A 25,156-nucleotide genomic window follows, 5' to 3' on the forward strand; every position below is an offset into this window, starting at 1 on the left:
GTAATCTCCCAGCATCATTTCTTGGTTTTACCGGTCCACGCCGTGATTCCACCTTGTAAGTGAGCCAGATTGGCAAACCCGTTTTTCGATAGAATTTTCGCCGCTTGTTTACTTCGCACCCCGCTTCGGCAATATAAGAAAATGGACCGATCTTTTGGGATTTCCCCTAGCCTGTTCTTTAATTGAGATAAAGGGATATTGACGGCACCTGGAATATATCCGGATTTAAATTCATGAGGCTCACGAACATCGATTAACTTCGTAGTCCCTTGATTCAATCCGGCAGCGAACTCGGTACCCTTTAAATTTCGCAACCCCTTGATGGGAGCAAAACGAGTGTAAATAAACCAGCCAAGCAGGGCGTACATCAGTACATTTATGACCATTGATGTATCCATGTTCTATCCCCTCCCCCTCAATCTCTTTATCGACTTTTCACCAAAAGTTCAACGGCTTGTTTGACCAATTTGGAGGTATCTCCTCCACTCTCTTGCTCTTCCAAAATACATTGCTCTAAATTGGAGGCAACAATAAAAGCAATTGCCTTATCCGCTGCATTTCTCACTGCGGATAACTGACTAACCACATCCTTACAATGCTGTTCTTCCTCCATCATGCGAAGGACCCCTCTTACTTGTCCCTCTAAGCGTCTTAAACGTTTCTTGGTCTCATCTGAGTATTTCATATTTAAACCTCCTCCCTATACACCTATAGGTATATTATAAACCAAATAAATAACTCCTATCAAAATAGAAGCCTCTGCTGACTAGATAAACAAATTCACCTTTGCATCCGCTGCGTCCCCCAGGTAAGCGGCAACCCCTGCTAATTGGGCACCATCAATGAGCTCTTCTTGTTGGATTCCAAGAAGATCCATGGTCATAGTACATGCAACTAGCTTTACTCCTTGATCTTGTGCCATTTCAATCAATTGAGGCAAGGACAAGGCATTATGCTTCTTCATCACATGCTTGATCATTTTAGGTCCCATCCCCATCATATTCATGTTGGAAAGAGACAGCTTTTCCGGTCCTCGAGGCATCATCCAACCAAACGCTTTTTCTAATAACCCTTTTTTCACAGGAACCTGTTGATCCTTTCTCAGTACATTCAATCCCCAGAACGTCGTAAAGATGGTGACTTCATGATCGTATGCGGCTGCTCCATTGGCAATAATAAACGCAGCAATTGCTTTATCTAAATCTCCGCTAAAGAGAACAATCGTTGTTTTTTCTTTTTTGTTTTCCATTTTTAATCTCTCCCTTTAATGTTTTATATAGATATACCCCTATTAGTATATTAAAGGACCAAGTTCCCCTACGTCAATGTTAATTATTTCATTCATCGTTCTCTCCATAAAAAACGACCATTGATATGGTCGTAATAGTACCGATCAATCTCTTTCTACATCTCCTGTCCAATCCAGCATACCGCCTCGCATATTGACCACGTTATACCCTTTTTGCGTTAAAAATTCCGCAGCTTTCCCGCTTCTATTTCCGCTTCTGCAAACCAATATGGTTTCTTTTTTGGGGTCAATTTCATTCAATCGAATTGGAATTTCTCCTAACGGGATATGCTTAACCCCAGGGATTCGCCCTGCCTCCCATTCCTCCGGTTCGCGTACATCTACGATTTCAATGTCATCCTTGTTTTTCAAACGTTGCAACACTTCCTCTGTACTATGCTCTTTAAAAGCTACTTTTTCCATGATATCTACCACCATCCTCTACTTCTTGCCAGCTACGCCGAATGAGCATCCCGCTGGCAAGGAATTGTTGTCCCTGTGGGGCTTTAACTAAGATGTTAAGATTTCAAACCAAATTTTAACAACAGTCACCACGATAAGTGCAGCCAAAATCCATTGTAGTACCTTGGTGTTCATTCTCTTGCTTATTTTTGCCCCAAGTGGTGAAGCTAATGTACTGGCTACCACCATAACTAAAGAGGGCACAAGGAGCATATGACCGCCCATAAATTTCCCAACCGTTGATCCAATGGATGAAATAAACGTAATAGCAAGAGATGAAGCAATCGCTACACGAGTCGGAATTTTTAGAATCACCAGCATGACAGGAACTGTGATAAAGGCACCTGCTGCTCCGACAATTCCGGATAATACGCCAATGATGGCAGCTAAAACAGACGCAAGCGGTTTATTAAAGGTAAGTTGTGTATAATCCATGTCTTCATTTGCTTTTTTAGGTAAGAACATCATAATGGCAGCAATCAGAGCTAAAATGGCATATACCAAATTAATAATAGAGTTGGATAAGAATTGAGAACCGTAACCACCGATAAAGCTTCCTATGATGATGGCAAGCCCCATCGTAAACACCAATGGCTTGTTTATATATCCGCCTTTTCGAAAAGCAAACATTCCAGCTAGCGTAGCAAAAAACACTTGCACGGCACTGATTGCTGAAACTTCTTGTGCACTAAAGGCAATAAACCCTAAAGCTGGTGGGATATATAAAAGCATGGGATACTTGATGATGGAACCACCAATCCCAACCATACCCGAAATAACCGATCCGAAAAAACCGATGGCAAATAGGACAACAAGATAGGCTATATCCATTTCTTCTCCTCCTTCCGAGGAATTATTAGGGTATGAAGGGGTAACACACTTTAGTTACCCCTATGAGTATCCCTGCAACTACCCTTTTTGAATCCAAAACTTAAACACACCATTTACTTCTTCATCCGCTAACAATTGGTGACCGGTTGAATTTGCCCAAGCAACCAAATCATTTTTTGCACCTTTGTCGGTGGCATGCACTTCTAATACTTCTCCGGATTGAATATCATCCATTCCTTTTTTTGTCCGTACAATGGGCATTGGGCAAGCAAGTCCTTTTGCATCAACAATTTTTACACTTTTCATGATTCATTCCTCCTTATTTTAGATCCTTATTTTTTTACCCTTTTTTAATCCAGAATTTAAATACACCATCTACTTCTTCATCGGCTAACAGTTGATGACCGGTTGAATTAGCCCAAGCGACTAAATCGTTTTTTGCACCTTTGTCGGTGGCATGTACTTCTAATACTTCTCCAGATCGGAGTTCACCCATCCCTTTTTTAGTCCGTACGATTGGCATAGGGCAAGCAAGTCCTTTCGCATCAACAATTTTTACACTTTTCATGATTCATTCCTCCCCCCTAATTATCGTGAACAGCGCAGCGATTTGGACCAATTTCCATCTCACGTTGCTCTTCATCATTTGGCTTGATTTTTCCCATATTGGTTTGACGTATCTCTTGGTATGCATTGGGCTGAGGTGGTAGATTTTCAGTTACCGTGCGACGGAATTCCTCCTCATCCTGAATGTTCAATCCTGGGTTTTCTTTATAGAGTTCACCCAGTCGTCCAGAAACCAGCCCTCCTGTTCCTAGCTCGGAAATTTTTCCAAAGTGTGCCGGAAGTACCACAAGCTCATCAGATAAATCCTTGTAACGGCTATATAGGGTTTCACGCAAATCACCTACCCAATCTTCCGCAAGACCCGCTAAATCTGGGCGACCAATGGATTCTACAAATAAAATATCACCTGAAAGAAGGTATTGATTATCTATGATAAAGGAAGTAGATCCAATGGTGTGTCCAGGTGAATAAATGGGCTGAACTAGAATGGTTTCATTCCCTACTAAAATATCATTGCCTTCTTCGAGTTTTTGGTACTCAAACGTTACTTCGGTCGCATCTTTCGGTGGCAAGTGATACATTGCTCCGTATTTCTCCGCAAGAGCTCTCCCTCCTGAGATGTGGTCCGCGTGAAGATGCGTATCAATCGTGTGGGCAAGCTTTACCCCTTTTTCTTTCATGAAGCTTTCGTACTGATCTATCATGCGATTGGTATCGATAATAGCGGCTTCTCCGTTTGAGAGCACCATATAGGATAGACATCCTTTCCCCAATCTAACAAATTGGTACAGCTCCCCACCATGGGAAAGATCAGCTACCTTTACAGGCTCCAGGTACTCACTCCATGACTTCATTCCACCCTCCAGATAAAAGACGTTGCTTCTACCTGATTCGGCAAGTTGCTCAGCAATAAATTGTGAAGATCCTTCTTTTGCGCAAACCACAAGCACATCTTTCCCATCTGGGATTCTTTCAAGAGCAGGATCTACTCCATCTAGAAGATCGAAATACGGAATGTTTATGATCTCAATACTCGTGCCCTCTATTTTCCAGTCATTAAAATCTGATTCGTTACGGACATCCAAGATAAACAGATCTTCTTTAATCACGATGATTTTTGCTACTTCTTTTGCTTTCATGAGTTGTGCTTGAAAATTGGTTGACATCATTTTCTCCTCCTAAAAAGTAAGTGTTGTATTTGCATCTTTGGAAAAGTCCAAGAATGTGACGGCACCACCAACATCTATTCCATCTATCAGTTGTTCCTTAGGAATATGCATGACATCCATGGTCATTTGGCAGGCAATCATTTTCACTCCCATTTCTTGTGCCATTTCGGCAAGTTCGGGAATCGCTGGAACATTGGCTGACCGAAATCCTTCCGCATAATGTTCTTTTCCAGCTGGCATTGGCAACTGTTGAAACGCTTGTTTATGAATTAGGTTGAGACCTTCAAAGGTAAAGAAGATGGCGACCTCCGCATCTGTTGCAGCCGCTGCTGTTGCGATATTAAAGACTTTATAAGCATCAAATAAACCACCATTACTTGCAATAATTGCTACTTTGGTTTTCATGTTCACTTCCTCCTTGTTTATTGGATTTTTTCAATAGAACCCATCCATTGCGTCATTCCCGGCAAAACATTTTTTACGTTTTTAAACCCTTTCTCATTGAGTAGCTGGCAGGCTAAATCGCTGCGATTTCCTGTACGACATATGACATAAATCTCATCAGTAGGTTTTAGTTCGCTCAATCGAGAGTCTAATTCTCCCATAGAAATTGAGATGGCACTAGGAATGTGACCAAACGCATACTCTGCTGGTTCACGCACATCCAAGATGACGAGATCGTTCCCATTCTCTATTCTTGTTTGCAATTCTGCATTTGTAATGGTATGCGGATACTTGGTTTCCTCTTTTACCTCATGAGGATCCGCTTTACGAAGATAGTGTCTAAAAACACCGTTCTCTTCCACTGTTCCAAGGTATTGATGACCCGTATTTTTTGCCCATCCTTGAATGTCCGCAACAGACCCTTTGTCAGTAGCTTGAACTTCAAGCACTTGACCCGGTTGTATTTCCTCGATCCCCTTTTTGGTTTTTACAATCGGCATAGGACACGCAAGACCTTTAGCATCAATCATCTTATTGACCAAAACATTCATCATAAATCCCTCTTTTCTTTTTATTTACATATACCTGTATGGGTATCTAATTAGGTAAAAAAATAATTTACTTACGCGCTGTTTTTCAGTTTCTAATAATACCTATAGGGGTATAATAAACGTTATAGTTCTGTCTGTCAACCCCTGCTTATTACTTGATTTCATAATAGTCTCCTGTTGAAGTCTGCCATTTTACTATAGACAGATTCCTCATATAGGGCTCTTCCCATCTTTTAAATATAAAAGGAATCTCATCAACGACATTCATTACATCTTGTTCATCCTTAAACCCTTCCAGGGTTAAGTGGTATTGCCCCCCAACTCAGGTGTCACTATAGGATAGGCGCACATATTTTTTATGGGAATGATTTAACTCCTTCAGTAAAGATATTCTGACATCATTTGAAAAGTGGATCATTCATCCCCCTCCTTTATCTAGTTATTACTTATACCTGTACATGTATATTATACGATATTTTGATATACGTCAATAGGATAGACCAATGAAGGATTATTCCTAGGATAGTCATGCCCACGGGCAGAGCATTTGTTGTAGAGGAGTGTGAAGAGCGAAGCAAAAAGAAGCCCTCAACATATTTCTCAATTGAGGGTTTATTGTTTGTTATACTGGTTTATAAAATTGAACTCCAGATTTTAACTGCTGTAATGGAGATAAGAACGACTAATCCATAACGTAAGACCTTCACATTCATCCCTTTACTGATTCTCGATCCAATGGGTGCACCTAATATACTCCCAATAACCGTGAAGAATGTAGGCAAGAAAGGAGTATGTCCAGCTACAATCTTCCCAATCGTGCCCCCAATCGCGGAGATAAAGACAATGGCTAAGGATGAAGCAATGGTGACCCGCGTAGGGATTTTTAATACCGTCAACATAATGGGAATTAAAATAAAGGCTCCGCCTGCTCCGACGATTCCTGAAACGACCCCGACTAAAAAGGAAGAAGCAACAGCTATCATTTTATTGAACGGAATATCCGTCTGGCTTTCACGCTCCGTTTTTCCTTTTGAGGGAATTAACATTAAAATAACCGCAATCACAGCCAAAATCCCATAAACCAAATTGATCGTGGAACTTGGTAAATATCTGGACGCAAGACCGCCAAGTAAACTCCCGATTAATATACTAATTCCCATGTACAACACAAGACTTTTATGGATCACATTGGCATCATTTTGTTTTCGGAATGCCAATACCCCGGTTAAGGACGCAAATAAGACTTGAAACATACTGATAGAAGATACTTCTTGGGCATTAAATTCAGCAACTCCAAGCCAATCGGGCACATACAATAAAAGAGGATAATTTATAATGGCACCACCAATCCCCAAAAGACCAGAGAAAAAAGAACCAATTAACCCTAAAATCAGCATCACGGTATAAAGCAAAATGTCCATTCAAGAGCCCCCTAAGGAAAACCCTAAAACATCAACGATTTTCCCACATAAATAACAAAGAATACCGCTATACTAAATGTGAATCATACGTTATAATAAAACCAAGTAAAAACATCGGATAAATGGAGGAAATGCACCATGTCCTGGTTTAAAAAGCTATTTAGCAATGTCTGTCCTGAATGTGAAGCCCCGTTAACTTGTGATGAAAATGGTGTATGCTGTACAAAGATGTGTCCACATGGTCACTACAAAGAAGAAACCTACTGTAGTCTTGGGGTTTCCATCGTTTATGATAAATATGATATGTAAAAATCAGCGAACTCCAATAAAAAGGAGTTCGTTGATTTTTTATTTATCATGAACAGCACAACGGTTAGGACCAATCTCCATTTCTCGTTGTTCTTCTTCATCGGGTTGTATTTTCCCCATATTGGTTTGGCGGATTTCCTGATACGCATTAGGTTGCGGTGGTAAATTCTCAGAAACGGTCTTCCTGAATTCATTTTCATCATGAATGTTTAACCCTGGATTGTTTTGATAAAGGTCACCTAATCTTCCAGAGACTAATCCACCGGCTCCCAATTCAGTCATTTTACCGAAATGGGCAGGCAAAACGATCAAGTCTTCAGATAGCCCCTTATAACATTGATACAGGGTTTCTCTCAAATCACCGACCCAATCTTCTGCTTTTCCGGCTAAATCCGGACGACCGATGGATTCCACAAATAAGATATCACCGGAAAGCAAAAATTGATCATCAACAATAAACGATGTACTTCCAATGGTGTGCCCGGGAGAATAAATCGGTTTAATGGTAATGTTTCCAACCGCAATATTATTCCCTTCTTCAAGAGCTTGATATTCAAATGTCACCTCACCCGCATCTTTTGGAGGTAACCAATAGGTTGCACCCACTTTTTCTGCTAATTGTCTTCCGCCAGAAATATGGTCTGCATGAAGATGGGTATCCAAAGTGTGTTTGATTTGCAAATTATTTTCCTTGGCAAAATTCTCATATTGATCCGTCATTCTGAGGGTGTCAATCACAGCGGCTTCCCCGTTGGAAACAACCATATAGGAAAGACATCCTTTTCCAATGCGGACAAATTGATATAGAGATCCGCCTGATTTTAAACCCTCCACTTTCACGGGTTCCAGATATTCACTCCATGCCTTCATTCCACCAACAAGGTAATGAATGTTGTCTCGACCTGATTCCACGATTTGCTCCCCGATAAACACCGAAGAACCTTCTTTGGCACAAACCACCAAGATTTTCTTTCCGTTTGGAATTTTATCAAGCGCTGGGTCAACCCCATCCAGTAGATCAAAGTACGGAATGTTGATGATATCAATGCTCTCTCCCTCAATCCGCCAATCACTGAACTGAGTTTGTTCACGAACATCCAGAATAAAAAGTTCTTCTTTATTGAGCACCATCTTGGTTACTTCAGCTGCCGTCATGGGTTTTAACTGGGTTGCTACAGCTGTTGCCATTTAAATCCCCCTTCTTCCGTTCTTTGCCAACTACGTCGGAATAGTCATCTTGCTGGCAAAGGGTTGTTGTCCTGTGGGACTTTTTTATTGCTTCTTGATCCAAAACTTAAATGTCCCATTTTCTTCTGTATCCTTGACTAATTCATGACCGGTTGATTTCGCCCAAGCTGTTAGGTCATTTTTTGCCCCTTTATCGGTTGCATGCACTTCAAGTACATCACCAGTCTGTAATTCTTCGATAGCTTTTTTGGTCTTTACAATAGGCATAGGACAAGCAAGTCCAGAGGCGTCTACAACTCTTACACTTTCCATTTCTATCCCCCCTTTAAAAGGTTAAAGTAGCATTCGCATCTTTGGCGAAGTCCAAAAAGGTAACCGCTCCACCAACATCTATACCCTCGATGAAATCCTCTTTCTTTAAGTTCATGACATCCATGGTCATTTGACAGGCAATAATTTTGACATTCATTTCTTGTGCCATTCCAACTAATTCAGGAATGGCAGGAACATTGGCTGCCTTAAATCCTTCCGCATAATGTTCTTTACCAGCAGGCATGGGCAATTGTTGATAAGCTTGTTTATGAATTAAATTCAAGCCTTCAAACGTAAAAAAAATGGCTACTTCCGCATCGGTAGCTGCCGCTGCTGTAGCAATATTAAAGACCTTATAAGCATCAAATAAACCGCCATTGCTGGCGATAATCGCCAATTTTGTTGCCATTCTAACCCCTCCACTCTAATTAATCCTTTTCAACAGCACCGGTCCATCCGGACATCCCTGGTAGCACATTTTTCACCTTCGTAAATCCTTTTTCGGCAAGCATCTGGGAAGCCATATCGCTGCGATTCCCTGTACGGCATACGACATGAATCTCATCATCCGGATTTAATTCATTTAATCGCTCTTCCAGCTGTCCCAATGGAATCGATTTAGCTCCAGGAATCCTGCTAAAAGCGTGTTCGGCTGGTTCACGAACATCTAATACCGTAATTGTTTCATTGGCTTCCAATTTCTTTTGTAGTTCCTCATTCGTGATCGTGTGAGGGTACTTGGTTTCTTCTTTTATTTCATTGGGATCGGCTTTACGGAGATAATGCTTGAGTGTGTCGCCTTCCTCCACTGTTCCCAAATATTGGTGCCCTGTATTCTTAGCCCAGCTCGAAATATCGGCTGTAGAACCTTTATCTGTCGCCAGTATTTCAATAACATGCCCCGCTTCAATTTCTTCTATCGCCTTTTTGGTTTTTACAATTGGCATAGGACAGGCAAGACCTTTAGCGTCCAAAGTTTTGTTAGCTTTGATGGCTGCTTGCGTAGTCATAAATAATATCACCTCCATTTTTAGTTTGGACTAAAGACTAAAACAAAATTTTTATTCAATTAACCAAATGATGTAAATTACTATAAAAGTCGAATAGGTTTTAAACTCATTGAAGTAAGTGCTGAATTTTTATCCGTTATTAAAAATACAAGTTATGGTTGATAACCGCCTAATACTTGGGTAATAAAAACTATAGATCCCAATTAGATAAGTTGCCAGTCGTAAAAACCGTTCTGCTGAATTAGGAACAGTTAGCTTTGAGTTATTCAATCTCGAATAGAAAAAGACCTTTAAGTTCAAAGGTCTGATGTAAATCCCTAAATAAATGGCGTTTCAAAGTATTTCTTCACTTGATTAGATACAATGAGGCGAACTTCATGTAACAAACATTCGAACCTGAGTTTCATAGCTTCACTTAATCCGAAATAAAAATCTATGTTAAATGGCTCGATCCCGACTAATACCCCCTTCTTTTGAAGGTCTAACGTATGTAATAGATATAGAAAGTGCAAATGGTGTAAGGATAGACCCGGTTTATTTGGCGCCATCTCGGAGAGAGATAGAACAGAGACTTCCCCCGGTTGCAATCCCGTCAAGACAGCATCAATGATGATCACGAACTTTCTGTTCTCAATTGCATCAAGGCAATAGTCTAAATCTGTCTCACCTACAAGATACTCCACTCGAGAGTCGATTGGATCTTCCGCCATCAAAGCTTCCACTATGTCGACTCCTACCCCGTCATCCATCATTAACCGGTTTCCCAGCCCTAGAACAAGAATAGGTTTCATCCAAACACCTGAACAGTGACAGGATCCTGCCCAGGAGAATAGACATGAGTTGCGCAGGACATGCACGGATCAAATGACCGAAGGATTCTGCCGATCTCCACGGGTTGATCCAGATCTTGGATCGTTGTTCCGATCAGGGCCTGCTCTGCGGTTCCATGGATTCCTTGAGTATCCTTTGGGGAAAAGTCCCAGGTAGATGGGGTAATAATCTGGTAATAGGAAAGAAGCTGGTCTTCAATTTTTAACCAATGTCCTAATGCGCCTCTCGTCGTATCGACCAATCCTGCTCCTGCTGCCCGTTGGGGCAGCTTCCATTCTTTTTGAAGGGAGATTCCAGGATGAATGCGGCTTAATAACTGCTGTAAAACATCAGCGACTTTTTTCAATTCCAACACTCTAGCAATGCTTCGGTCCATGGTAGAGATCCCACGTTGATACTCCCCACATAGCCACAATCTTGCCAGAGGACCGACTTCAAAAGGCAATCCATCGTAACGCGGAGCTTTTACCCACGTGTAAGCCTTGGGTTTATCCATATGGGGATCCGGCATTTCTTCGAATGGTTTATACACGTTCTTTCCATCGTACCAGGAATAATCGATATGTTCCGTGATGTTCTCCTTCTTAAATGGCCGAATGGCACCCTCTTGATAGACTAGAGGATCGACATATAAGGTGCCTAAATCTTGATAGCGATCGAAGAGGCCAAAGCTCATAAGGTTTCCAGGGCCTTTTCCCATCTGATAATAATCGTCGTAATACTTCGCAATGACATAGACATCCGGTATCGCCTTCGTTTCGATAAAAAGGGATAGTTTCTGGAGGATGGATCTCATCTGGATTATTTGATCGGTCGACGGAGGGGTAGCTACACCCCCAATGAAAATACCATGATTATGCGGGGCCTTGCCTCCCATCACGGCCAGCATTTGATGGGCTAAGCGGCTCATCTGCAAGGCCTCAAAGTAATGCTCCACCAATTCATCATTGACAGCCTTAGGCAGGCGGAAATCCGTATAATCGGTTTGGTAGATCCGACTGACTTCCGGAAGCTTTGCATAATCGGGAAGCGTATATTGATAGAAATGCCGCAGATGATTTTGCAAAAATTCACAGCCATGGATAATGTCGCGCAGGTATCGCCCTTTTTCGGTCACCTCCACTTGCATGGCCTCCTCTAGGGCCATAGTTGAGCCGACAGAATGAGCCGTAGAGCAAATCCCGCAGATTCTTTGCGTTAAATAAATTGCATCAAAGGGATTTCTGCCTACCATCATTTGTTCAAATCCGCGAAATAGGTTTCCTTTCGTTTTCGCACTTACGATGACATGGTTTTCGACGAAAACATCAATCTCCATAAATCCGCTAATTCTCGTCAGCGGATTTATGACAATTCTTTTTTTCATGTTCTACTCCCTTGTAATGTCATAGGAAATAAATGGGCTCATCTGATCCGGAAAGCCAAACTGAGAGCAACCGATACAGGTGCTTACCCCGATGGGCCAATTGGTATGGCCGTTCCATTGTCTGGTCGGGCAGTCGACTCTAGTTACCGGCCCGCGGCAACCCAGCTTAAACAAGCATGTCGGCTCTTCCAAAGTCTTGGCAAAGATGCCTTTGTTAAAGAAATGAAGGCGCGGGCAGCGATCGTGAATGGTCGTACCGTAAAACATGAGCGGCCGATCCATCGCATCCAGCGGCGGCTCTCCATACATCAAGACATGGGCAAGCGTCCCTAAGAACCAATCGGGATGACAAGGACAACCCGGGAGCTTGATCATTGGCCGTTTTACGACCTCAGAAAGCCCTACGCATTGAGCAGGATTCGGCTTTGCCGCCGAAGGGCCTCCGTCTACTGCGCAAGCCCCCACCGCGATCACATGGGCTGCCTTTTCCCCGAATATTCGGGCCGCCTCTAAAGCGGTTAAGGGCTTCCCTTTCCATCTTCCAATGATATTGTAGAGACCATTGTTCTTAAGAGACACTGCCCCCTCAACCGCAAGAATAAATTCATCATCTAAAAGGCTCATCAGTTTCTCGGTCGCTTCTTCTCCTTCGGCAGCCATGAGGCTATTGCTGTAAACCATGTCGACCATTTCTGTAATAGCATACTCAAAATCGGGGTTAAAGCCGTTCAGCAAAGAAATGATGTTTCCGGAACAGCCCGTCAATTCCAGCCACACTAATTTTTTTCGCTTGAGCTGGCCTTCCTGAATCCGCTCTCTAACTTGGTCCCTCAGACGCTGGGCAACGGCATCACTACTGACGGATTCAGGGGGAAGGATATAATCCGACTTCATCCAACCAACCTCCCTACAGGCTTTAAGGTTTGTAAGATCCACTGCTGTCCGGCATGGCAAGAGGAGAATTCGTTAGTCAGATCCTTGCCCGCGGGAAGCCCAAAATGAGAGGCTGCGGACCATGCTTTATTGTTCGTCACATCATAGACAATCCCATTGACGGCCACATAGGCAGGCTTACCGTTTCTTCCCGTATAAGCGGCTAGCTGCTCTCTAGTGATGCCAGGTAGGCTTTGCGTTGCTACGGAACCCTCGGCCATCGGAGCGGCGTGCTGGGTCGGTTGGGGCAAGGTGGGCGTGACGGGCTGGGTTTGGGATGGGACATCCTGGTCTGACAAGCTGACCAAGAAATGTAGAAGAGAGATCTTATTCCATAATTGGTTCAAGGTTAAATTTTTAGTATGGATATCGGTCGTGGAATAAAGCAGCCGGATGAGATATTGGATTTCCCCGAAGGTAATCTGCATCTGTCTTTGAACAACCTCTTTATTTCGCATTCTCACTTCTCCTCTGCTGATTTTATCCATGGGCTATCTTATTCTGATAGAGAAGGTGAGGTGTGATCATTTAAATCGTTTTACAGTAATGGGCAGCGGACCAGCGTTGGCCACGTCTTGCATTTGCCGTTGAATCTCCCCCAACGATTGTTGCAGTTCCTGCGCTTTTTGGATGGCTGTGGAGAAGGCAGGACCTCCATCAAGAGCCCCCATTTTTTCTAGATAGTGCTTCCACTGGTCAGTCGACACCTCCACATGTTCAACCAGCTTTTGAAGCTGAGCCATGGCTAGTCGAACTTCGAACAAAGACGGCTGGGACTTACACATGATCAGTCCTCCTTTACGATTAGCAAATTCGGGGCAATGGGGCACCAGAAAGCATTTCTAATCTTCTCGTTCCTCCATAAGGGGTTTTGAGCCACACCTTCCCGTCTCCTTCCTTTACTCTGCCGATTTCTGCTGCTAAAGGTTGATGATAGGTCTCCTTCATCCAGCCTATGACTTCATCAGCTTCTTCTTCCCCAACGAATAGAACAACCTTTCCTTCATTAGCCAAATAGAGAGGATCAAGCCCTAGAATTTCTACTGCACCACGGACTTGTGAGGGAATCGGGAGATGCTCTTCTCGAATCTCCATATCCATAGATGCTTTCCAAGCAATTTCCTGAAGGGTCGTTGCCAGCCCTCCCCGTGTCGGATCACGCATAAATCGTATGGTTTGAAATCGTTCGAGCAAGGAAAGGATCATATGATTGAGCGGGGCGCAGTCACTAAGGATTGGAATGGAATATTCTAGGCCTGCTCTGGCACTTAATACTGCGATGGCATGCTCCCCAATGCCTCCATTGATCAAAATTCGGTCTCCAGGTTGAATCTTTCCATAACCTAATCGGCCAGGAAGGGCATTAACCCCAATACCCGTGGTATTAATATACATGCCGTCCCCTTTACCTCTTTCTACTACTTTCGTATCCCCTGCTACCAATCTTACCCCCGCCTGAAGGGAAGTATGTGCCATGGAATGAACGATCCTTTTCAGGATGTCGATCTTCAGGCCTTCCTCCAAAATAAATCCTACCGTCAAATACTGAGGGATGGCTCCGCTTACTGCGAGATCATTCACCGTTCCTGAAATCGCTAGCTTTCCGATGTCTCCACCTGGGAAATCCAATGGAGAGATCACATAGCTATCTGTACTTATCATGATGTTTCCAGAGGGTAAGGTAAGAGCCGCTGCATCCCCCTCCTCACTCAAGATGTTCTCTTGAAAAGCCGTATGGAACACCCGTTTGATCAGCTCGTGAGTCAGCTTCCCGCCATCCCCATGGGACAATTGAATTTCCACCGTTTACGCCCTCCCTTCCCGTTCAAACAAATAATAGGTTGAACAAGTCCCTTCCGATGAAACCATACAGGGTCCCAGAGGCTTCTCAGGCGTGCACGCTTTGGCAAAAAGGAGACAATCCAAAGGCGACTCCTTCCCCTTGATCACCTCTCCGCAGCGACACCCCTGTATTACTCGACTCTTTGATTCTTCCAAAGAATAGCGGCATTTCGCATCGAATGCAGCATAAGCAGGCGCCAACTCTAACCCACTTTCAGGAAGTACGCCAAACCCGCGCCACCTTACATCCTCTGTTGTAAAAACCTGTGCAAGCACTCGCTGGGCCCTGAGGTTTCCTTCCTCCTTAACCATGCGCGGATAATGATTAACGACTTGCCTTCGCGACTTGCCCATCTCCTGCACCAACAAATAGATGGAAGCTAGTAAATCAAGAGGTTCAAACCCTCCGATGACAGCGGGATGATCGTGCTTCTCTAAAAAGCTCCACCCTTTTCGCCCGATAATCACGGAAACATGTCCTGGGAGAAGAAAACCGTCGATTTGATGCCCGTCTTGGATCAGTGCTTCCAGTGCTGGCGGGGTGCATTTATGAGCCGAGTACACAGAAAAGTTTTTTACTTTTTCTTTGGAGGCTTGCATAACGACAAGAGCTGTAGCCGGCGCCGTCGTCTCAAACCCGACAGACAAAAAGACGACTTCCTTGCTTGGATAGTCTTTGGCTAGTTGAACCGCTTGTGCCGCGCTATGGACCATCCTTACATCCGCCCCTTTCGCTCTCTCGGCATAGAGAGACGAATGGGTTCCAGGAACTTTCATCATATCGCCGTAAGTAGCGACGATGGTCTCTTGCTTCTTCCCCATTGAAATCATGCCATCTAAATCGGTTTGATCGGTCACACAGACAGGACATCCCGGCCCGCTTGTCAGCTCCACAAAATCAGAGAGGACTTGCCTCACCCCTGACTTGGAAAACGATACGGTATGGGTCCCGCAGACCTCCATAATTCGGATTTTTCTTCCCATAGATTCACACGCATGTTCCAAAACCGGAATGGCTTTTTCAAGAAGACCTGTAAAAAGGCTTGGATCCCGATATCGCTCCACATTCATATTTCTTCCATCCACCCTCTCCAAACCTGTATAGTTTCCTCAGCCAGTTTCTCATCAATTACTTGGATCGCTTCCCCTGCATGAACCAGTACATAATCACCTGGCTCTACTTGCTCTAAAAGGGCAATGCCAACTACGATTTGCGTCCCGAAGTACTCGACCTCCGCTCTTAATACGGAGGGATCCACTTCAAGAACTTTAGCTGGTACCGATAGACACATCCTGATGCCACCTCCATAAAGCGGAAACGGCTTGCCCTAAGGCAATCCCGCCATCTCCTGCAGGTACTTGTTGAGGCGTATATACCTGAAACCCTTCAGCCACTAGCAATCGCTTGGCATAACTGAGAAGGTAACGGTTATTCCACACGCCTCCGCTTAAAACCACCTTTTCACAGCCTGTTTCTTCTCGAGCGAACTTCGATCCTTCCAAAACCATTTCCGCAACGGTATGATGAAATTTTCGCGCCATCGTTACAATAGGAACCCGTCCATCCAAATCACTGATCAGTTCTTGAACGAAAGGACGGATTAAAAATTGCCTTTTTTCTAAAACGAAGGAATAACGTTCTTCCTTTGTACCAGGCTCATTCCCGTCTGCTTTTTCGCCTAATAAAATGGCGGCTTCCCCTTCATAGGAACTCTCTTGACACAGCCCCAACAGGGCGGAAACCGCATCAAATAATCGTCCCGCACTTGTTGTCCAAGGGGCAGGAATCCGCCCTTGTAATTGGGCTAGGACAAGAGGGACTTTTTCTTTGTATGATGGAAATTGTGTTTCTGCCCACGTTCTCGTTAGATTGGAATCTTGAACCCAGATGTAATAGAGTGAAACGGCTTGAATCCACGGCAGCCTGATCGCTGCTTCCCCTCCGGGCAACGGGACGGGCTGCAAGGAACAGATACGATGAAAGTCAACGTAATTCCCCGCTACTATTTCAAACCCCCATAGCGTTCCATCTCTTCCATACCCTGTTCCATCTAAGATGCACCCAATAACAGGGGTGTCTAGCCCATGCTCTGCCATACAAGCTGCCATATGGGCATGGTGATGATAGACGGGGACAAATGTCGCTTCAGGTCTTGTCTCCCTCATTACCTTGGATATTTGATACTTGGGGTGGGGATCGTAGGCAATGATGCGAGGAGGCGTGCCCAGAAGCTGAGTCATATGCTGGAGCCCTTCTTTCCACGATGTAACCTGCTCCACCTGATCCATATCTCCAATATGTGGACTGAACACCGCTTGTTGCTGTTGGACAAGGCAAAAGGCATTTTTCATCTCCGCCCCCACGCCAAGAATGGCTGGAACTTTACCAACTCCCTGAGGTATTGGTATAGTGATAGATTCTGGTACATATCCGCGAGAACGTCGAATAACCTGGATCTCTCCCTCGATCACTTGAACCACGGAATCTTCTACACGAGTCACAATTTCCCGAGGGTGGTGCACAAACAGACCGGCAACAGCCCGCAACTCGCTAAGAGCTTGTTCAGTGGTTTTCGCAATAGGATGCCCATGCTTATTGCCACTTGTAGCCACAAGAAAAGGAAAGGATTCGGTAAACAACAAGTAATGAAGGGGCGTATATGGTAGCATGACCCCTACCCGAGAATATCCTTTTGCTAGATTCTCAAGAGGGAAAGATTCCTCAAAAGAAGGCCTGGGCTTTAGAAGGACAATCGAGCCTCTCCTATCCTCAAGCAGGGCTTTCTCCGTGGGGCTAACATAATAATACTTTTCTACCATCAATAGATCCCTCGCCATAAGAGCAAATGGCTTGCGGACCCTCCGCTTGCGAATTCTAAGCTTTTCGATCACGGAAGGCTGGGCCGCATCGCAGATGAGATGAAATCCCCCCAGCCCTTTCACTGCAACGATCTCTCCATCCAAAAGGGCTTGCTCGGTGACCATTCTCCAGTCTCCTATGATTCTCGTACTCTCATCACGACTTACTTCCACTGAGGGTCCGCAAGCAGAGCAAGCCAAGGTTTGTGCATGAAAACGCCGCTCAGCGTGATCCTGATAATCCGATTCACATAAGGGACAAAGCAAGAAATCATGCATCGTGGTATGGGCACGGTCATACGGCAACTTACGAATAATGGAATATCGCGGGCCGCAATCGGTACAGCTAATAAAAGGATAATTGTATAGGCGATGCTGAGGATCTTTTAATTCTGAAAGACAGGACCTACATATGGATAAGTCCGGAGGGAATACAAATCCAGCAGACCCCTCCGTCTTGCTATCGCGTATGGAAAATTCATTGTAACCTATCGGTGCTAATGTCATTTCGCTAATGGTATGGATGACAGCCGGTTCTTTGATTTCGCTTCGCAGCGCTTGCGTAAATTTCAAGATCTGGCTAGGCTCCCCTTCAATTTCAATGGACACGGTGCCCATTTCATTGCAAACATACCCCTTCAATTGAAAGGATTCGGCAAGACGGTAAATAAACGGACGAAAGCCTACACCTTGAACAATGCCCGTTATGTCAATTCTCTTCCGTTCGCTTTCTTGATTTTGGCTTGTTGATTCTGAAGCCAGTGAATCCATTGGTCCATTCCCTCCCCCTTTAGTGCCGAAACCAAAAAAGTAGCGACATTGGGATTGATTTCTTTCAAGGATTGATGAAACTGTTTCAGATCAAACGGGACATAGGGAAGCAAATCGACTTTATTGAGGATCACCGCATCTGAGCTTTGAAAAACGGAAGGATATTTCACAATTTTATCCGTACCCTCTGGTGTGCTTAAAAGGGTGACCCGAAGATGCTCTCCCAAATCAAAGTCTGCAGGGCAAACCAGATTTCCTACATTTTCGATGACGACAAGATCCAACTCACTCAAATCAAAGGTTGGCAATACTGAAGAAATCATGCTCGAAGTCAGATGACAAGCCCCATGGGTGTTGATCTGAATCACCTCTACCCCGCAGGAAGCGATTCTCTCAGCGTCCAATGAAGTAGCCAAATCTCCTTCGATCACAGCCATCCTCCATTGGGCTTTCAGACACTGGATCGTCCGTTCTAGAAACGTCGTCTTCCCAGAACCAGGCGAACTCATGACATTGATCGTCAAGAGGGAGTGTTGAACAAACAGCATTCGATTGTGATTGGCTTGTACTTGGTTTCCATGCAAGACATCCTTATTCAGCATGACTCTCTTCATCCGCCCTATTCTCCTTCAATATATTCGATATAGAAATCAAACCCTTCCCTTTCTTCCATTTCTAAAACCGCTTCCCTTGAAAGAGGCTCCCTTCTCAACTGATCAAAGGCGAATGTTAACGTTTCAAAATGCACCATTCTATGCGAACCTATAATTAATTTGACTTTATCCACCTGTTTGAGTTGATGTTCTCGAACCTGGTCGTCAATAATTGACAAAATACTAGCAATTAAACTAAATTCATGCATGTTAATTTATATTCGTTTCATAGGGGAATATTCGTAGAAAAAAAGAAACCACCATACTCGAAAATAGAGCATGGTGGAATTAATTCTATTCGTTTTATTCAGCGGCCATGGCATCTGCTTTTGTTTTATGAACAGTACCATGCGGATGCTGAGGAGGCGCATAAATCGAGTAAAGTTTAAGTGGTAACTTATCCGTATTGATAAGATTATGCCATGTTCCAGCAGGAATTACGAATGCAAAATCATCATGGACTCTAGCTTGAAAATCTAAGTTATTTTTGCTTTTACCCATCCGAACAACTCCCTGACCTTGTTCAATTCGGATGAATTGATCAAGGTCAGGATGGATCTCTAGGCCGATATCTTCTCCAACAGGGATACTCATCAAGGTAACCTGCAAATGATTTCCCGTCCATAAGGCTGTACGGAAGTTGGTGTTTTGTTTAGTAGCTTCATTAATATTGATGACCAATGGATTTGGTCCGTAATCTTTCAATACATTTCTTCCATAAAGGTTCGAGTCGTTATACCAGTCCCAATTGCGATTGTAGTAATGGTAATAATTATTACCCCAATCGTTGTTATTCCAATAGTTGTGCATAGGATTATACCACTGATTGTAATAACCTAATGTGCCGTACAAATTCATTCTTCTCCTCCCAAGGTTTCTTTATTTTATTTTTATACTATGCAGTTGCCTATGTGGAGGAAATCAAAAGGAACTATAATGGGCTTTAGTGCAATAACTTAAACGCATTTTGCTGACAAAATAACAAAAGATATAGAAAATCTGCGAAAATTCGGAGGACAAAATGAAAACAGAACATAACGCTCTACTTTCTTCTAGAATTAGCTGTCGCTGTACGAATAAAGTGACGTTATTCAGTGATGTCCCACTGTGGATTCCACACAACTTCCCATAAATGACCATCAGGGTCTTGGAAATAGTCTGAGTACACACCCCAAAAAGTATCATTAGCCTCAACCGTTATTGTAGCACCAGCCTTTTTAGCCTGCTCCATTACCTTATCAACTTCACCTTTGCTACCTACATTGTGTCCTATGGTAAACTCCGTTGGACTTGGTTCTGTCTGAGCAAGCTTTGTATCATGGGCGATGCTCATACGATTCCAAAATGCGAACTTTAAACCAGCCTGTAAGTCAAAAATCAACTGCACCATGTTCATATTCTTTACCAATGATTCCATCTGTCACTAACCCTAATCCATCTCGATAAAGTGTACAGCTTCTACGGGTGTCATATGGACCCAAGACCATCGTCGATCATATTGACCGCCATCTAGTATAGTGATATCAAAAGGTCCGTATTTTTCTCCAATTTCTTTAAAATGCTGATCATAACCCCCACTCCGCTGATATAGAATCGGGTATTCTTTTCGAGAATGACCCAACCACCCCATAAGGTTGTATCCCGATTAAAAGGCCCTTCTTCCAGAAAAGTGTTTCGATGGAGTCAAGGCCACGGTTAAACCTTGAAATTCCGTTTCATCCCACCAATTCAGTTCTGTTATTTTTGCATTGGGAACTCCCCATCGAATCAAGTGGTTACTCACTCCGAGTGGAACGAAGAAATGGCCGACCTTGTCCTTCAGCTTTTGAATGGTTGGATAATCTATGTGATCATACTGATCATGGGTAATCAAGACGGCATCAATAGGCGGCATTTCGTCAATCACATGCAATAGATCTCCCGTATAGCGTTTGCTTCCGGCAAATGAAACGGGTGAAGCAATGGGTCCTAGCATGGGGTCTACGAGGATCTTTTGGTTATCGATACTCAGTAAAAAAGCAGAATGACCAAACCAAGTTAAACTATCTTCTTGACTGTTAATTTTATTTCAATCCATCGTGGAAACTGGAATTTGACTAGCAGGATTCCGGTCTACACCACCTGAAATCGATTCCTGCATCATCGAGAAGTGATCTGATAAACTCATATCCATTGTTGTTAGCACCTGATTGACAAATTTTCCGTTGGCATAATTATCCAATTGACTATATAGCTCTTTTTGTTCGTTACTTAGGTTCCCGCCGAATACCGGATGCATGTTGATAAACAATGAAGCAGCAACACCTAAAAGACCTAACAAAATCAAAGTATATATCATCGTTTTTTCCAGTTTTCCTTTCCTACCATTTAGGGAAAAACTTCTTATCTATATCTGATTGGTGACAAGCTCTTTTACATTTGACATTTTATCTTCCTTTCATTATTTCAATTCCTTTGTTCGAAGGGGGGGTGTAGTCGTCATAAAAACAGTCAGATATATCATTATTGATCAATTAATCAACATCTGTTTATAATTATAAAAACAAACAAGATGCTTTCAATGGTTAAATCAACGAAATTCGTTGATGATTGTACATATCCATAATAATTGTTGATTACTTTAAGAAAGTTTGGTGACCGAACAAATGGCTAAAGTAGATCGAAGAATACTCAAATCTCAAGAAGCGATAAAAAATGCTTTAATTGGATTGATGGCTGAAAAGAGTTTTAATGATATCACCATTCAAGATATTGCCGACAAGGCGAATGTGAACCGGGGAACCATTTATCTTCATTACTTAGATAAATTTGATCTATTAGATAAAATCATGGAAGAACATATAAATAATATGCGTAATTTTTGCGAGTCGGCGTCTGAAATGGATTTTATCGAATCGACGGTACACTGTATGGAATACTTTGAGAGTAATTATTTATTCTTTTCGACGATGTTAGCGAGTGAAGGAGCCCCCTATTTTCGTAGTCGATTCCTTCAATTTAATATTGAAGAGTTCAAGAATGATGTGGACATAACCAAAGGAAAAAATGTGGGTCATAATGAAGAGGTGCTTTTTCAATTTATAGCTAATGCTTACGTAGGGCTTGTTGAATGGTGGTTAAAGAATGGAATGCCTTACCCTCCTCGAGTCATGGCAGAACAAGTGGGAGATTTGTTAGAGAGGATTGTCTAATCGAGGTCTTATTTCATTTAAAAGAGGAAGACTGACTAAACAGCCTTCCTCCGCTAATGTTATGATAAATACGTATAACCCGATAATCCCCATTTCGGTATTTAAGATGCCGAAAATAAGCCAGTTATTTTGTTTCTCCATCATCTCTACCAATCTACTCTTTTTCCATCTCTGTAGAACCCTCCATTTGGACCTTCTGGTCCGATTGTCGCTAACCAAAGGATAGACTCCGCTGCTTGCTTTGGAGTTCTTGGAGCAGATGGTCCACCCATATCTGTACTTACCCATCCCGGATCGACCGCATTGATTTTGATATCGCCCTTGCTTTCTGCAGCGACCAATTGTGTCAATCCATTCAAGGCAAGTTTAGACAACTTATAAGCGCCTACTCCTGTACAGGACATTTCGCTCATTGACCCATATTCTGAGGAAACATTAATGATTCTCCCATAGCCTTGTTTTTCCATGAGGGGAATAAAGGAACGGATCACATGGTACGCGCCGAAGAAATTCGTTGCCATCGTTCTCTCTAGAATGGATGGGTCCATATTTAACAGCTTTCCATTTTCATCAAAAATCACACCAGCATTATTAATCAAAACGTCTAATTTTCCGAACCGCTCATCAACAGTAATCGCCGCCTGACGGATGCTTTCTTGATCGTTGACATCCATCTCTACGAACGTAACGTCCAAATTGGATTCCTTTAGTTTTTGCGTAGCTTCTTGCCCTTTTTTTGAATCTCGACTTGATAAAATGACCTTGAAACCATTTAAAGCCAGTTGTCTGACCAGTTCATATCCAATTCCTCGATTTCCGCCCGTGACAAGGGCAACTTTTTGAGCGTGTGACAGCATTTTAAACTCCTCCATTCCTTGACATGCAATCTCTGAAACAAAAAATAGGTCAACCATGAAATAAGCTAACCCATCTTCCATTACACTATTTGAGGTACATCAAACTGAGCTTCCGAAAAGAGGCACACCGTTCTGCAGACGTTCCCCTCCACTGTTACTTGGATTGCTCTTTATTCATTCTCCATCGTGCTGATATCAATCACAAATCGATATCGGACATCTGAAGCTAATACGCGCTCCCAGGCTTCATCAATTTGATTGGCGGAAATCACCTCAATTTCAGGAGTCACATGGTGTTCAGCGCAAAAGTCAAGCATTTCCTCGGTTTCGCGTATGCCGCCGATCATCGACCCTGCAAACGAACGACGATGAGGGATAAGAGAAAATACTTGAACCGGCAGCGGTTCCGATGGCGCACCCACGTTGACCAATGTACCGTCCAGCGCCAGCAACGAAAGGTAGGCATTAATATCGATCGATGCGCTCACGGTATTCACAATGAGGTCGAACGAACCAGCCAGTTTTGTAAATGTCTCTGGATCGCTCGTGGCATAATAATGATCCGCGCCCAGCTTCAAACCGTCTTCTTTCTTCTTCAAGGTTTGGGATAAAACCGTCACCTCTGCCCCCATGGCATGAGCGAGCTTCACAGCCATGTGTCCAAGCCCACCAAGTCCAACAACAGCTACCTTCTTGCCAGGACCAGCTCCCCAATGGCGAAGCGGCGAGTACGTTGTGATGCCGGCACACAAAAGCGGTGCAGCGGCGTCAAGCTCCATACCGTCAGGAATTCGGACCACGAAGTCTTCGATTACGACGATGTGGGTGGAATAACCCCCCTGAGTATATTGCCCATGCTTGTCTATAGCTCCATACGTTCCCGTCATTCCATTGAGGCAGTACTGCTCCTCTCCCTTATGGCAATGATCGCACTCTCTGCAGGAGTCCACCATGCAACCGACTCCTACCCGATCGCCAACGGCATACTTTGTAACTGCCGGACCAACTTCTGTAACAATACCAGCAATTTCGTGCCCTGGTACAAGGGGATAGTTTACTGGACCCCAATCGCCACGAGCGGTATGAATGTCAGAGTGGCAAATACCAGCATACTTAATCTCAATGAGAACATCATGCGGTTGAAGATCCCTGCGTTCGATTGTAGTAAGCTTAAACGGACCATCTGGGCTGAATACAGCACGTGAATTAGCATTAATCATATATAACCTCCTGGGATTCACTCTTTTACAATATTGATGGTTGGATTTTCGGACATCTCCGTTAAGGACACATCACCAGATAGTTGGTGTGTTTCTACCCAAAATACCCTTGTTCCATCTAGTAATTAATCAACATCTGTTTATAATTATAAGAAGAACCAAGAGACTTTCAATGGTTAAATCCACACGATTCGTTGATTATTCAACAAATCATTAAAAATTGTTGATTATCATTGAAAAGTAGATATAACCGAAGGGAAAAACCAAGGATTTGATGAAGAAGTTATCGTTAGGTTTACAAACGTAGAGGTAGTGGAATGGTGGTTAAAAATGGAAAGCCTTTCTCACATCTTGTTTTGGCAGAACAACTGGGGAAATTGTTAAGAGGAATATATAATCCATAGGGTATTTCAATGACGACTCCCTTTTCAGCTAACTTAATCATGACTGTTCAGGGATGTCAGGATATGAAGCACCCTCCACACATCACCGGCGACGTAACAAATCATTTTGAGCGTTATCTTACCTGACCCATCCTAGTCATCGATCTCTTAAAGCATGAGAATCGTCTCTCCAGCAATGATAGAGTCGAGAAAAAGTCACCGATATACTCTGGTATGCTAAACTATGGGGCACTGGAGGCTTGGTCGATGTTTCCTGGTATGTTGGGAATCGTGTAAAACGGAGGTTTGAATTGCAAATGTGGAATTTTCTGAAGGGTAGATCTCACGGTTTGAAAATCAGTTATGCTGGTGAGGAAAAATGATTGACGTTTATTTCACAGCTAGTATAGCAATGTTTTTTGGTTTTGTAAACAAAATTTATTGACTTTTTTGACGTTTGAGTACAATTCAATCTAGTAAGATATCTAGGTAATAAATTTGGTTTGATGATGATAAATGATAGATCATCAATCAATCTTTTATATCTTATTTACATCTAATTATATGATCTAATAATATAATAATATATAAAGATTCTGTCAAGAAGAAAGAAAGTAGCTCTCCCAACTGGGGAAAACTCTCCTATTCCAGGACAAGTCTCTCACCACTCAGGACAAGAGTAGTTCTATATCAGAACC

Annotated in this window: 31 protein-coding genes and 2 pseudogenes; 1 reads left to right on the top strand and 32 read right to left on the bottom strand. The window is 43.1% G+C overall.

The window, feature by feature from the left end:
- Positions 1–14 precede the first annotated feature (14 nt).
- The 30 genes and pseudogenes from EIZ58_RS28650 to EIZ58_RS34630 form a co-directional block, all read right to left on the bottom strand.
- Positions 15–398 (bottom strand): rhodanese-like domain-containing protein, encoded by a 384-nt coding sequence (locus tag EIZ58_RS28650; RefSeq protein WP_134704408.1) that lies wholly within the window; start codon positions 396–398, stop codon positions 15–17.
- A gap of 26 nt (positions 399–424) precedes the next feature.
- Positions 425–685: a metal-sensitive transcriptional regulator gene (locus EIZ58_RS28655; protein ID WP_134704409.1), complete on the bottom strand. Its 261-nt coding sequence runs from the start codon at positions 683–685 to the stop codon at positions 425–427.
- 81 nt (positions 686–766) lie between these two features.
- Entirely contained in the window at positions 767–1,249 is a 483-nt protein-coding gene (locus EIZ58_RS28660) for a DsrE/DsrF/DrsH-like family protein (protein ID WP_134704410.1), read from the bottom strand.
- A gap of 144 nt (positions 1,250–1,393) precedes the next feature.
- Complete coding sequence (locus tag EIZ58_RS28665) at positions 1,394–1,711, bottom strand: rhodanese-like domain-containing protein (RefSeq protein ID WP_134704411.1); 318 nt, start codon at positions 1,709–1,711, stop codon at positions 1,394–1,396.
- A gap of 87 nt (positions 1,712–1,798) precedes the next feature.
- Positions 1,799–2,581 carry a sulfite exporter TauE/SafE family protein gene (locus tag EIZ58_RS28670; RefSeq protein ID WP_134704412.1) on the bottom strand — a complete coding sequence of 261 codons (783 nt, stop codon included), beginning with the start codon at positions 2,579–2,581 and terminating at the stop codon, positions 1,799–1,801.
- A gap of 78 nt (positions 2,582–2,659) precedes the next feature.
- Positions 2,660–2,887 (bottom strand): sulfurtransferase TusA family protein, encoded by a 228-nt coding sequence (locus EIZ58_RS28675; protein WP_134704413.1) that lies wholly within the window; start codon positions 2,885–2,887, stop codon positions 2,660–2,662.
- A gap of 34 nt (positions 2,888–2,921) precedes the next feature.
- Positions 2,922–3,149: a sulfurtransferase TusA family protein gene (locus EIZ58_RS28680; RefSeq protein ID WP_134704414.1), complete on the bottom strand. Its 228-nt coding sequence runs from the start codon at positions 3,147–3,149 to the stop codon at positions 2,922–2,924.
- Between the two features lie 16 nt (positions 3,150–3,165).
- Positions 3,166–4,317: an MBL fold metallo-hydrolase gene (locus tag EIZ58_RS28685; protein ID WP_134704415.1), complete on the bottom strand. Its 1,152-nt coding sequence runs from the start codon at positions 4,315–4,317 to the stop codon at positions 3,166–3,168.
- Positions 4,318–4,326: 9 nt separating this feature from the next.
- Positions 4,327–4,722: a DsrE/DsrF/DrsH-like family protein gene (locus EIZ58_RS28690; protein ID WP_134704416.1), complete on the bottom strand. Its 396-nt coding sequence runs from the start codon at positions 4,720–4,722 to the stop codon at positions 4,327–4,329.
- 17 nt (positions 4,723–4,739) lie between these two features.
- Positions 4,740–5,312, bottom strand: a complete 573-nt coding sequence (locus EIZ58_RS28695) for a sulfurtransferase TusA family protein (RefSeq protein ID WP_134704440.1) — start codon at positions 5,310–5,312, stop codon at positions 4,740–4,742.
- 632 nt (positions 5,313–5,944) lie between these two features.
- On the bottom strand, positions 5,945–6,733 hold the full coding sequence (locus EIZ58_RS28700; protein ID WP_134704417.1) for a sulfite exporter TauE/SafE family protein: 789 nt from the start codon (positions 6,731–6,733) through the stop codon (positions 5,945–5,947).
- A 348-nt stretch (positions 6,734–7,081) separates the two neighbouring features.
- On the bottom strand, positions 7,082–8,230 hold the full coding sequence (locus tag EIZ58_RS28705) for an MBL fold metallo-hydrolase (RefSeq protein WP_134704418.1): 1,149 nt from the start codon (positions 8,228–8,230) through the stop codon (positions 7,082–7,084).
- Between the two features lie 84 nt (positions 8,231–8,314).
- Entirely contained in the window at positions 8,315–8,542 is a 228-nt protein-coding gene (locus tag EIZ58_RS28710) for a sulfurtransferase TusA family protein (protein ID WP_134704419.1), read from the bottom strand.
- A gap of 13 nt (positions 8,543–8,555) precedes the next feature.
- Positions 8,556–8,951, bottom strand: a complete 396-nt coding sequence (locus tag EIZ58_RS28715) for a DsrE/DsrF/DrsH-like family protein (protein WP_134704420.1) — start codon at positions 8,949–8,951, stop codon at positions 8,556–8,558.
- A gap of 19 nt (positions 8,952–8,970) precedes the next feature.
- Positions 8,971–9,552, bottom strand: a complete 582-nt coding sequence (locus tag EIZ58_RS28720; protein ID WP_134704421.1) for a sulfurtransferase TusA family protein — start codon at positions 9,550–9,552, stop codon at positions 8,971–8,973.
- Between the two features lie 317 nt (positions 9,553–9,869).
- Positions 9,870–10,343 carry a hydrogenase maturation protease gene (locus tag EIZ58_RS28725; RefSeq protein ID WP_134704422.1) on the bottom strand — a complete coding sequence of 158 codons (474 nt, stop codon included), beginning with the start codon at positions 10,341–10,343 and terminating at the stop codon, positions 9,870–9,872.
- Positions 10,340–11,749, bottom strand: a complete 1,410-nt coding sequence (locus EIZ58_RS28730) for a nickel-dependent hydrogenase large subunit (RefSeq protein WP_134704423.1) — start codon at positions 11,747–11,749, stop codon at positions 10,340–10,342. The genes EIZ58_RS28725 and EIZ58_RS28730 overlap by 4 nt, the downstream gene beginning before the upstream one ends.
- Before the next feature lie 3 nt (positions 11,750–11,752).
- On the bottom strand, positions 11,753–12,643 hold the full coding sequence (locus tag EIZ58_RS28735) for a hydrogenase small subunit (protein WP_134704424.1): 891 nt from the start codon (positions 12,641–12,643) through the stop codon (positions 11,753–11,755).
- The gene (locus EIZ58_RS28740; protein ID WP_134704425.1) at positions 12,640–13,140 is read right to left on the bottom strand and encodes a cytochrome b5 domain-containing protein; all 501 of its coding nucleotides are present in this window, start codon (positions 13,138–13,140) and stop codon (positions 12,640–12,642) included. Before EIZ58_RS28740 ends, EIZ58_RS28735 begins: the two co-directional genes overlap by 4 nt.
- 66 nt (positions 13,141–13,206) lie before the next feature.
- Positions 13,207–13,467, bottom strand: a complete 261-nt coding sequence (locus EIZ58_RS28745) for a hypothetical protein (RefSeq protein WP_134704426.1) — start codon at positions 13,465–13,467, stop codon at positions 13,207–13,209.
- 19 nt (positions 13,468–13,486) lie between these two features.
- A complete protein-coding gene (hypE, locus tag EIZ58_RS28750) occupies positions 13,487–14,485 on the bottom strand; it encodes a hydrogenase expression/formation protein HypE (protein WP_134704427.1) in 999 nt (332 codons plus the stop codon).
- A gap of 3 nt (positions 14,486–14,488) precedes the next feature.
- Positions 14,489–15,610: a hydrogenase formation protein HypD gene (gene hypD / locus EIZ58_RS28755; RefSeq protein WP_240689449.1), complete on the bottom strand. Its 1,122-nt coding sequence runs from the start codon at positions 15,608–15,610 to the stop codon at positions 14,489–14,491.
- Positions 15,592–15,816 carry a HypC/HybG/HupF family hydrogenase formation chaperone gene (locus tag EIZ58_RS28760; RefSeq protein WP_134704429.1) on the bottom strand — a complete coding sequence of 75 codons (225 nt, stop codon included), beginning with the start codon at positions 15,814–15,816 and terminating at the stop codon, positions 15,592–15,594. Before EIZ58_RS28760 ends, hypD begins: the two co-directional genes overlap by 19 nt.
- Complete coding sequence (gene hypF, locus EIZ58_RS28765) at positions 15,794–18,154, bottom strand: carbamoyltransferase HypF (protein ID WP_134704430.1); 2,361 nt, start codon at positions 18,152–18,154, stop codon at positions 15,794–15,796. Before hypF ends, EIZ58_RS28760 begins: the two co-directional genes overlap by 23 nt.
- A complete protein-coding gene (hypB, locus tag EIZ58_RS28770) occupies positions 18,088–18,768 on the bottom strand; it encodes a hydrogenase nickel incorporation protein HypB (RefSeq protein WP_240689450.1) in 681 nt (226 codons plus the stop codon). The genes hypF and hypB overlap by 67 nt, the downstream gene beginning before the upstream one ends.
- Positions 18,769–18,773: 5 nt before the next feature.
- Complete coding sequence (locus EIZ58_RS28775) at positions 18,774–19,016, bottom strand: hydrogenase/urease maturation nickel metallochaperone HypA (protein ID WP_134704431.1); 243 nt, start codon at positions 19,014–19,016, stop codon at positions 18,774–18,776.
- 94 nt (positions 19,017–19,110) lie between these two features.
- Positions 19,111–19,665 carry a cupin domain-containing protein gene (locus EIZ58_RS28780; RefSeq protein ID WP_134704432.1) on the bottom strand — a complete coding sequence of 185 codons (555 nt, stop codon included), beginning with the start codon at positions 19,663–19,665 and terminating at the stop codon, positions 19,111–19,113.
- A gap of 229 nt (positions 19,666–19,894) precedes the next feature.
- Positions 19,895–20,294 (bottom strand): annotated as a pseudogene (locus tag EIZ58_RS28785) (VOC family protein).
- Positions 20,237–20,869: pseudogene (locus tag EIZ58_RS34625) on the bottom strand (MBL fold metallo-hydrolase). The pseudogenes EIZ58_RS28785 and EIZ58_RS34625 overlap by 58 nt, the downstream one beginning before the upstream one ends.
- Before the next feature lie 6 nt (positions 20,870–20,875).
- The gene (locus EIZ58_RS34630) at positions 20,876–21,145 is read right to left on the bottom strand and encodes a hypothetical protein (protein ID WP_240689451.1); all 270 of its coding nucleotides are present in this window, start codon (positions 21,143–21,145) and stop codon (positions 20,876–20,878) included.
- A 307-nt stretch (positions 21,146–21,452) separates the two neighbouring features.
- Here EIZ58_RS34630 and EIZ58_RS28795 point away from each other — a divergent pair, with 307 nt between their 5' ends.
- Entirely contained in the window at positions 21,453–21,998 is a 546-nt protein-coding gene (locus EIZ58_RS28795) for a TetR/AcrR family transcriptional regulator (protein WP_134704433.1), read from the top strand.
- Positions 21,999–22,144: 146 nt separating this feature from the next.
- On the opposite strand, the gene EIZ58_RS28800 is transcribed toward EIZ58_RS28795, so the two are convergent.
- Together EIZ58_RS28800 and EIZ58_RS28805 are read right to left on the bottom strand one after the other, a co-directional pair.
- A complete protein-coding gene (locus EIZ58_RS28800) occupies positions 22,145–22,855 on the bottom strand; it encodes an SDR family oxidoreductase (RefSeq protein WP_167578028.1) in 711 nt (236 codons plus the stop codon).
- 170 nt (positions 22,856–23,025) lie between these two features.
- On the bottom strand, positions 23,026–24,075 hold the full coding sequence (locus tag EIZ58_RS28805) for an NAD(P)-dependent alcohol dehydrogenase (RefSeq protein WP_134704434.1): 1,050 nt from the start codon (positions 24,073–24,075) through the stop codon (positions 23,026–23,028).
- Positions 24,076–25,156 lie beyond the last annotated feature (1,081 nt).

It is taken from the genome of Ammoniphilus sp. YIM 78166 (genome assembly GCF_004522215.1).
Classification (GTDB): domain Bacteria; phylum Bacillota; class Bacilli; order Aneurinibacillales; family RAOX-1; genus YIM-78166.

What these genes read in the sequence shown, in the direction of transcription:
- EIZ58_RS28775 (WP_134704431.1), bottom strand. Translation starts at nt 19,016, where the DNA reads ATGCATGAATTTAGTTTAATTGCTAGTATTTTGTCAATTATTGACGAC.
- EIZ58_RS28700 (WP_134704417.1), bottom strand. Translation starts at nt 6,733, where the DNA reads ATGGACATTTTGCTTTATACCGTGATGCTGATTTTAGGGTTAATTGGT.
- EIZ58_RS28695 (WP_134704440.1), bottom strand. Translation starts at nt 5,312, where the DNA reads ATGAATGTTTTGGTCAATAAGATGATTGATGCTAAAGGTCTTGCGTGT.
- EIZ58_RS28715 (WP_134704420.1), bottom strand. Translation starts at nt 8,951, where the DNA reads ATGGCAACAAAATTGGCGATTATCGCCAGCAATGGCGGTTTATTTGAT.
- EIZ58_RS28665 (WP_134704411.1), bottom strand. Translation starts at nt 1,711, where the DNA reads ATGGAAAAAGTAGCTTTTAAAGAGCATAGTACAGAGGAAGTGTTGCAA.
- EIZ58_RS28675 (WP_134704413.1), bottom strand. Translation starts at nt 2,887, where the DNA reads ATGAAAAGTGTAAAAATTGTTGATGCAAAAGGACTTGCTTGCCCAATG.
- EIZ58_RS28795 (WP_134704433.1), top strand. Translation starts at nt 21,453, where the DNA reads ATGGCTAAAGTAGATCGAAGAATACTCAAATCTCAAGAAGCGATAAAA.
- hypF (WP_134704430.1), bottom strand. Translation starts at nt 18,154, where the DNA reads ATGGATTCACTGGCTTCAGAATCAACAAGCCAAAATCAAGAAAGCGAA.
- EIZ58_RS28705 (WP_134704418.1), bottom strand. Translation starts at nt 8,230, where the DNA reads ATGGCAACAGCTGTAGCAACCCAGTTAAAACCCATGACGGCAGCTGAA.
- EIZ58_RS28670 (WP_134704412.1), bottom strand. Translation starts at nt 2,581, where the DNA reads ATGGATATAGCCTATCTTGTTGTCCTATTTGCCATCGGTTTTTTCGGA.
- EIZ58_RS28650 (WP_134704408.1), bottom strand. Translation starts at nt 398, where the DNA reads ATGGATACATCAATGGTCATAAATGTACTGATGTACGCCCTGCTTGGC.
- EIZ58_RS28710 (WP_134704419.1), bottom strand. Translation starts at nt 8,542, where the DNA reads ATGGAAAGTGTAAGAGTTGTAGACGCCTCTGGACTTGCTTGTCCTATG.
- EIZ58_RS28680 (WP_134704414.1), bottom strand. Translation starts at nt 3,149, where the DNA reads ATGAAAAGTGTAAAAATTGTTGATGCGAAAGGACTTGCTTGCCCTATG.
- EIZ58_RS28660 (WP_134704410.1), bottom strand. Translation starts at nt 1,249, where the DNA reads ATGGAAAACAAAAAAGAAAAAACAACGATTGTTCTCTTTAGCGGAGAT.
- EIZ58_RS28805 (WP_134704434.1), bottom strand. Translation starts at nt 24,075, where the DNA reads ATGATTAATGCTAATTCACGTGCTGTATTCAGCCCAGATGGTCCGTTT.
- EIZ58_RS28780 (WP_134704432.1), bottom strand. Translation starts at nt 19,665, where the DNA reads ATGAATTTGTACGGCACATTAGGTTATTACAATCAGTGGTATAATCCT.
- EIZ58_RS28725 (WP_134704422.1), bottom strand. Translation starts at nt 10,343, where the DNA reads ATGAAACCTATTCTTGTTCTAGGGCTGGGAAACCGGTTAATGATGGAT.
- EIZ58_RS34630 (WP_240689451.1), bottom strand. Translation starts at nt 21,145, where the DNA reads ATGATATATACTTTGATTTTGTTAGGTCTTTTAGGTGTTGCTGCTTCA.
- EIZ58_RS28800 (WP_167578028.1), bottom strand. Translation starts at nt 22,855, where the DNA reads ATGCTGTCACACGCTCAAAAAGTTGCCCTTGTCACGGGCGGAAATCGA.
- hypB (WP_240689450.1), bottom strand. Translation starts at nt 18,768, where the DNA reads ATGAAGAGAGTCATGCTGAATAAGGATGTCTTGCATGGAAACCAAGTA.
- EIZ58_RS28740 (WP_134704425.1), bottom strand. Translation starts at nt 13,140, where the DNA reads ATGCGAAATAAAGAGGTTGTTCAAAGACAGATGCAGATTACCTTCGGG.
- EIZ58_RS28730 (WP_134704423.1), bottom strand. Translation starts at nt 11,749, where the DNA reads ATGAAAAAAAGAATTGTCATAAATCCGCTGACGAGAATTAGCGGATTT.
- EIZ58_RS28690 (WP_134704416.1), bottom strand. Translation starts at nt 4,722, where the DNA reads ATGAAAACCAAAGTAGCAATTATTGCAAGTAATGGTGGTTTATTTGAT.
- EIZ58_RS28745 (WP_134704426.1), bottom strand. Translation starts at nt 13,467, where the DNA reads ATGTGTAAGTCCCAGCCGTCTTTGTTCGAAGTTCGACTAGCCATGGCT.
- EIZ58_RS28720 (WP_134704421.1), bottom strand. Translation starts at nt 9,552, where the DNA reads ATGACTACGCAAGCAGCCATCAAAGCTAACAAAACTTTGGACGCTAAA.
- EIZ58_RS28655 (WP_134704409.1), bottom strand. Translation starts at nt 685, where the DNA reads ATGAAATACTCAGATGAGACCAAGAAACGTTTAAGACGCTTAGAGGGA.
- EIZ58_RS28760 (WP_134704429.1), bottom strand. Translation starts at nt 15,816, where the DNA reads ATGTGTCTATCGGTACCAGCTAAAGTTCTTGAAGTGGATCCCTCCGTA.
- EIZ58_RS28735 (WP_134704424.1), bottom strand. Translation starts at nt 12,643, where the DNA reads ATGAAGTCGGATTATATCCTTCCCCCTGAATCCGTCAGTAGTGATGCC.
- EIZ58_RS28685 (WP_134704415.1), bottom strand. Translation starts at nt 4,317, where the DNA reads ATGATGTCAACCAATTTTCAAGCACAACTCATGAAAGCAAAAGAAGTA.